Source organism: Actibacterium sp., assembly GCF_041584535.1.
In the GTDB taxonomy this organism is placed as follows: domain Bacteria; phylum Pseudomonadota; class Alphaproteobacteria; order Rhodobacterales; family Rhodobacteraceae; genus Actibacterium_D.
On record NZ_JBFHDW010000183.1, the window covers coordinates 1 to 5,367 of the forward strand.

At 62.5% G+C, this 5,367-nt stretch carries 7 protein-coding genes and 1 riboswitch; all 7 genes read right to left on the minus strand.

Going from position 1 to position 5,367, the window contains the following annotated elements; genetic code table 11:
• A partial coding sequence (locus ABYW26_RS09805) for a ThiF family adenylyltransferase (protein ID WP_372604646.1) occupies window positions 1-859 on the minus strand: 859 nt, incomplete at its 3' end.
• Window positions 856-1,452: a thiamine phosphate synthase gene (locus ABYW26_RS09810; RefSeq protein WP_372604647.1), complete on the minus strand. Its 597-nt coding sequence runs from the start codon at window positions 1,450-1,452 to the stop codon at window positions 856-858. The genes ABYW26_RS09810 and ABYW26_RS09805, both read right to left, overlap by 4 nt.
• The gene (locus ABYW26_RS09815; RefSeq protein WP_372604649.1) at window positions 1,449-2,222 is read right to left on the minus strand and encodes a thiazole synthase; all 774 of its coding nucleotides are present in this window, start codon (window positions 2,220-2,222) and stop codon (window positions 1,449-1,451) included. Before ABYW26_RS09815 ends, ABYW26_RS09810 begins: the two co-directional genes overlap by 4 nt.
• 1 nt (window position 2,223) lies before the next feature.
• Window positions 2,224-2,421, minus strand: a complete 198-nt coding sequence (gene thiS, locus ABYW26_RS09820; protein ID WP_372604650.1) for a sulfur carrier protein ThiS — start codon at window positions 2,419-2,421, stop codon at window positions 2,224-2,226.
• A complete protein-coding gene (locus ABYW26_RS09825) occupies window positions 2,405-3,385 on the minus strand; it encodes an FAD-dependent oxidoreductase (protein ID WP_372604651.1) in 981 nt (326 codons plus the stop codon). Before ABYW26_RS09825 ends, thiS begins: the two co-directional genes overlap by 17 nt.
• Window positions 3,382-4,179 carry a bifunctional hydroxymethylpyrimidine kinase/phosphomethylpyrimidine kinase gene (gene thiD / locus ABYW26_RS09830; protein ID WP_372604652.1) on the minus strand — a complete coding sequence of 266 codons (798 nt, stop codon included), beginning with the start codon at window positions 4,177-4,179 and terminating at the stop codon, window positions 3,382-3,384. Before thiD ends, ABYW26_RS09825 begins: the two co-directional genes overlap by 4 nt.
• 62 nt (window positions 4,180-4,241) lie before the next feature.
• A riboswitch (TPP riboswitch) is annotated at window positions 4,242-4,341 on the minus strand.
• Between the two features lie 5 nt (window positions 4,342-4,346).
• The coding region (locus tag ABYW26_RS09835; protein ID WP_372604653.1) for an ABC transporter ATP-binding protein at window positions 4,347-5,367 on the minus strand (1,021 nt) is incomplete at its 5' end.

Sequence of the window (5,367 nt, forward strand, 5' to 3'; positions counted from 1 at the left end):
CAGTTGTTTCAGGCCGCGGGTGGACGTGGTCGAAATCGGTCACCACGTGCCGGAGGGCCCCGGCCAGCATCGGACCCGGCTCATCCGGGGCGCGCAGATCGACCAGAAAATCCTGCGGGGTGATGTCATCGGGGTCGATGAAAGACGCGCCGGTCTTAGGTTCAGCGGCGGTATCGAAGCGAAACCCGCCAAAGCGAAACCTCAGGGCGTCGAAACTGACGAATTGACCAAGTGGCGATGGCTGCAATCCAGCCAGAACCGCCAGCGCCATTTGCGCTTGCAAGGCACCGACGACGCCGACCGCAGGGCCCAGCACCCCGTCGGCATCGCAGCTTCCCAATCGCACGGGCAGTTCCGGAAAAATCGCCCGCAGGCTGGGCGCACCGCCGCAAAACCCACCACAATAGCCTTGGGTTCCGACAACCGAGGCGCTGATCAGACCCACCCCCGCCGCGAGGCAATGGTCGCTGGCGATATAGCTTGCGGCAAAGCTGTCGGCACAATCGAGAACCAGATCGACGCCCGAACAAAGCGCAGCGGCGTTGGCCGGGCTGAACCGGGCCAGAACCGGGTCGATCCGGCATTCGGGGTTCAGCGCGCGCATATGATCTGCGGCGATCCCGGCCTTTGGTTTGCCGATATCGTCGAGCCGGAAAATGGTTTGCCGGTGCAGGTTGCTCAGCGCGACCCGATCCGGGTCGACGACCCGCAACGCGCCAACACCGCTTCCGGCCAGATATTGCAGAACGGGCGCGGCCAGCCCCCCGGCCCCAATCACCAGAACGCGCGCGCGCCGCAGCCGTTCCTGACCTTCGGTCCCGAATTCCGGCACCGCAATCTGACGGGCATAGCGGGTCATTCGACCTGCTCCAGCCAGTGGCGAATGCGCGCGTCCGGGTCATCGTTCAGCGTGATATCCGTCACCGCCGAGACGCAATCCGCCCCCGCGCTGAACGCATCAGCAGCGCGTTCGACGGTCATACCCCCAATCGCAACCAAGGGAATATTGCCGATCAGCAGCTTCCATTCGGTCAGCTTTTCCAGACCTTGCTGGTGCCATTTCATCTTTTTCAGGATGGTCGGATAGATCGGGCCAAGCGCAACATAGTCGGGGTCCAGTGCCATCGCGCGGTCAAGTTCCACATAGTCATGGGTGGAAATACCAATCCTGATGCCAGCCGCGCGAATGGCCGAGATATCCGCCAGAACCAGATCTTCCTGCCCCAGATGCACCCAGTCGCAGCCGACCTTGATCGCTTCTTGCCAATGATCGTTGACCACCAGTTGCGCGCCATGGGCATCACACAGTGACTTGGCGGCCCGCACCTGCGCCAGCACGATGTCAGAAGGCTGATTCTTCACCCGGAGCTGAACGAATTTCACCCCCAGCGGCAGCGCCCTGCCCAGCCATTCGGCGTTTTCGAAAATCGGATAGAACCGGTGCAGTTTCATGCCAGAAATGCCTTTCCGATCAACGGGGTCGATGGCGCGGCCATATCGCGCGGCTCAATCGGGTCGGCGGCATAGGCCATGGCGCCAGCCCGGACAGCGTGGGCAAAGGCTTCGGCCATGGCGGCGGGATCGCCCGCCTTTGCGACCGCAGTGTTCAGAAGAACCGCGTCATAGCCCATTTCCATCGCCTGCGCGGCATGGCTGGGCGCGCCCAGCCCGGCATCCACCACCAAAGGCACATCCGGAAAATGGGCCCGCAGACTGCGCAGCCCGTAGATATTGTTCAGGCCCAGACCGGTGCCGATCGGCGCGCCCCAAGGCATCAGCACCTTGCAACCGGCCTCAAGCAGATGCTCGCACAGCACCAGATCCTCGGTGCAATAGGGAAAAACCTGAAACCCGTCTTCGCTGAGAATGCGCGCTGCCTCGACCAGCCGGAACGGGTCTGGCTGCAACGTGTCGGCATTGCCGATGACCTCAAGCTTGATCCATGGCGTGTCGAACAGCTCGCGAGCCATTTTCGCGGTCGTGACCGCCTCGCGCACCGAATGCGACCCGGCAGTGTTGGGCAACACCGCCACCCCCAGATCGCGCACCATGTTCCAAAAATCCTGACCGGCCCTGTCTCCTCCGGCTTCCCGGCGGACCGAAACGGTTGCGATGCCCGCGCCCGAGCGCCGAAATGCTTCGGCCAGCACGGCGGGCGACGGGTATTGCGCCGTGCCCAGCATCATCGCGGATTCGATGGTGGTTCCGTAAAATTCAGGCATGCTAACCTCCTTGCCTTGGGGCGACGATTTCCACCCGGTCCCCGGGTGCAAGCGACAGGGTTTCCCGTGCCGCGGCTGGCACGAATTCCTCGTTGACCGCGGTCGCCAGCTTTCCGTCGGCGTGGCCAAGTTCGATCAGGATCTCGGCAAGGTTGGTGCCCTGCACGTCTGTCGGGGTGCCGTTAACTGTGATTTTCATGCCAATCCTCGGGTGTTTTTCCATCCATCAGCAGGTCCCCGACCATGCGCGCCAGTGCCGGGGCCAACAGGTATCCGTGGCGAAACAGGCCGTTCACATGCAGCACCCCGTTCTGGCGGCGAATGCGGGGCATGTTGTCGGGAAATGCCGGGCGCGAGCCGACGCCGATTTCCAGAATTTCAGCCTCGGCAAAGGCCGGGTGCAGCGCATAGGCCGCGCTGAGCAACTCCAGCACCGACCGCGCCGAGGCATATCCCCGGTCGCAGCTTTCGATCTGGGTGGCCCCCAGCATGAAAACCCCGTCGCCGCGCGGCACGATGTAAAGCGGAAATCGGGGGTGCAGCAGGCGCACGGGCCGCTTGAGAGACACGCCATCGGTTTGCAGAACGATCATCTCGCCCTTGACGCCGCGCAGATCAGACAGGCCGTCTTTCGCCGCAAGACCGCGGCAGTCAATCACCTGCCCCGCCCGAGGGCCATCCGCAAGGAATTGCACCCCCTTTTCGACCAGTTTGGCCCGTAGGCCCAACAGGGCCTGTCGCGGGTTCACATGGGCTTCGGCAACCATGTAAAGCGCGCGGTCAAACCGTTCGGCCAGATCAGGTTCCAAGGGTTCAAGTTGCGCGCGGTCCAGAAAAACGTGGTTTTCCGTCCGTCTGGCAAAGCGCTGCAATTCCTTCAGATCGCGGTTCAGGGCCACGACGATCGACCCGTTATAGGTCACATCAACCCCGTGCAGACGCCACCATGCTGCCGCATCGCGGCCATGGCGGACAACCGGTTCCTCGGCGGCTTCGCCTTCGCAATCGGCGGCCAGCATTCCGCCAGCCCACCACGAACACCCCTGCGGACCCGGACCGTTGGCCGGGTCGATGACAGTGACCGAGGCGCCCCGTTTGACCAGTTCGGTTGCGACGCACAGCCCCGCAACGCCACTGCCCAATATGGTGATTTTGACGCTCATACCCAGACCCCGTGAAAATGATGCACCGGGCCGCGCCCCTGCCCGACCTGCAATTCATCGGCGCGTCGGATGGCTTCGTGCAGCCAGACGTGGGCGGCGTGAACCGCGGTCTCGATCGATTGCCCCCGCGCCAGACCGGCGGCGATGGCCGAGGACAGCGAACAGCCGGTCCCATGGGTGTTGCGGGTTTTGATCCGATCCGCTTTCAAGGCAAGCTCGCCCCGGTCGGTCACCAGCCAGTCGGTGCAGAAATCGCCGACGCCATGCCCGCCCTTCATCAAGACCGCCCGAGGACCAAGCGCCTGCAGATCCCGGGCCTGACGCTTTAGCCCGCAAGCCATGTATTCTTCGGGCTGGTCCAACAGCCGGGCGGCTTCGGGGATGTTCGGGGTCAGGACAGTGGCGCGCGGCAGCAACCTGTCGCGCAAGGTCGCAATCGCGGCCTCTTGTAAAAGCGCGACGCCGGATTTGGCGATCATCACCGGGTCCAGAACGATCGGCCCGTCATACCCTGCCAGCGCGTCGGCAACGCAATGTATCAACTCGGGAGACCCCAACATCCCGATCTTGATCGACCGCACCGAAAAATCGCTGAGAACCGCCTGAATCTGCGCCGTAATCACCTCGGTCGGGATCAGGTGCACAGCCGTGACATCCCGCGTGTTTTGGGCGGTAACGGCGGTAACGACACTGCATCCATAGACCCCCAACGCTGAAAATGTCTTCAGGTCGGCCTGAATGCCGGCTCCGCCACCGCTATCGGACCCGGCAATGGTCAGGGCAATGGACACCATGAGATTCTTTCCTTTGTTCGCAGGGTCGGACCAAGGAAAGAACTGGGGCTTTGGACGGCGTTCACGTCCAAAGTTCTGTTCCCTCCGCCGGTCCTAACCGGTTCAGGTTCAATGGGTTTGCCAACTGCATCTCAGCCCCAAGGGGCACCCCAACAGATCGGGCGGTTTTACAGGCGCTGACCTCCTTCGTCAAACAAATGCAGGCGGCGCTGGTCGAAAGTGGCTTTTACCTTTGCGCCGTCCGCGAAATCGACCTGACCGGGGGCCCGAACCTTGAGAATCTGGTTGCCCAGCGTCACGTTCACGATTGTGTAGCCGCCCAGGGGTTCGGTCGAACTGACCGTGACCTCGACCGAGAAATCGCTGCTGTCGCTGTCCAGCCAGATGTCTTCGGGGCGCACCCCAAGTGTCGCAACCGCGCCGGCCGGTGCTTTGGGAACCGGACATGCGGTGGTGAAACGGTCGCACAGGAAACCCGTTCCGGTATCTGTGAACCGGCCCTTGAAGAAATTCATCGGCGGCGAGCCGATCACCTCGGCCACGGCCAGAGAATTCGGGCGGCTGTAGACATCATCGGGCGAGCCGATTTGGGCAATCTGGCCCGCAATGACAACGGCCACCCGGTCCGAGATCGCCATGACCTCTTCTTCGTCGTGACTGACGTAAACGAAGGTCTGGTTGTTCTCGCGTTGCAGGCGCTTCAACTCGACCCGCATCTCTTCTCGCAGGCGCGCATCCAATGCGGCAATGGGTTCGTCCAGCAGCATGGCACGGGTATCGGCGGCGAACGCCCGGCCAAGCGCGATCCGTTGACGTTCACCCCCGGACATCTGCGACGGGTTCTTGTGCAGGATATGGCTGACATGCAGAACCTCGGACACGAAATCCAGACGCTCGGCGATCTCGGCCTCGGGCGCGCCGCGTTCAGACAACGGAAAGACGATGTTTTCCCGCCCGGTCATATGCGGAAACAGCGCGAGGTTCTGGAAAACCATAGCGATATCGCGCTCGGCTGCATCAAGATTAGCGGCGTCGCGCACCCCCAGCATGATTTGGCCCTCATCCGGTTTCAGCAGGCCAAGGATCAGCTTGAGGATCGAGGTCTTCCCTGTCGAGGGTGGCCCGAAAATTCCGAAGAATTCACCCTGAGCGATCTCAAGGTTGATCGGCCCCAGCTGAAACCCCGGG

Coding starts and splice junctions, on each gene's coding strand:
- ABYW26_RS09825 (WP_372604651.1), bottom strand. CDS start 3,385: ATGAGCGTCAAAATCACCATATTGGGCAGTGGCGTTGCGGGGCTGTGC.
- ABYW26_RS09815 (WP_372604649.1), bottom strand. CDS start 2,222: ATGCCTGAATTTTACGGAACCACCATCGAATCCGCGATGATGCTGGGC.
- thiD (WP_372604652.1), bottom strand. CDS start 4,179: ATGGTGTCCATTGCCCTGACCATTGCCGGGTCCGATAGCGGTGGCGGA.
- ABYW26_RS09810 (WP_372604647.1), bottom strand. CDS start 1,452: ATGAAACTGCACCGGTTCTATCCGATTTTCGAAAACGCCGAATGGCTG.
- thiS (WP_372604650.1), bottom strand. CDS start 2,421: ATGAAAATCACAGTTAACGGCACCCCGACAGACGTGCAGGGCACCAAC.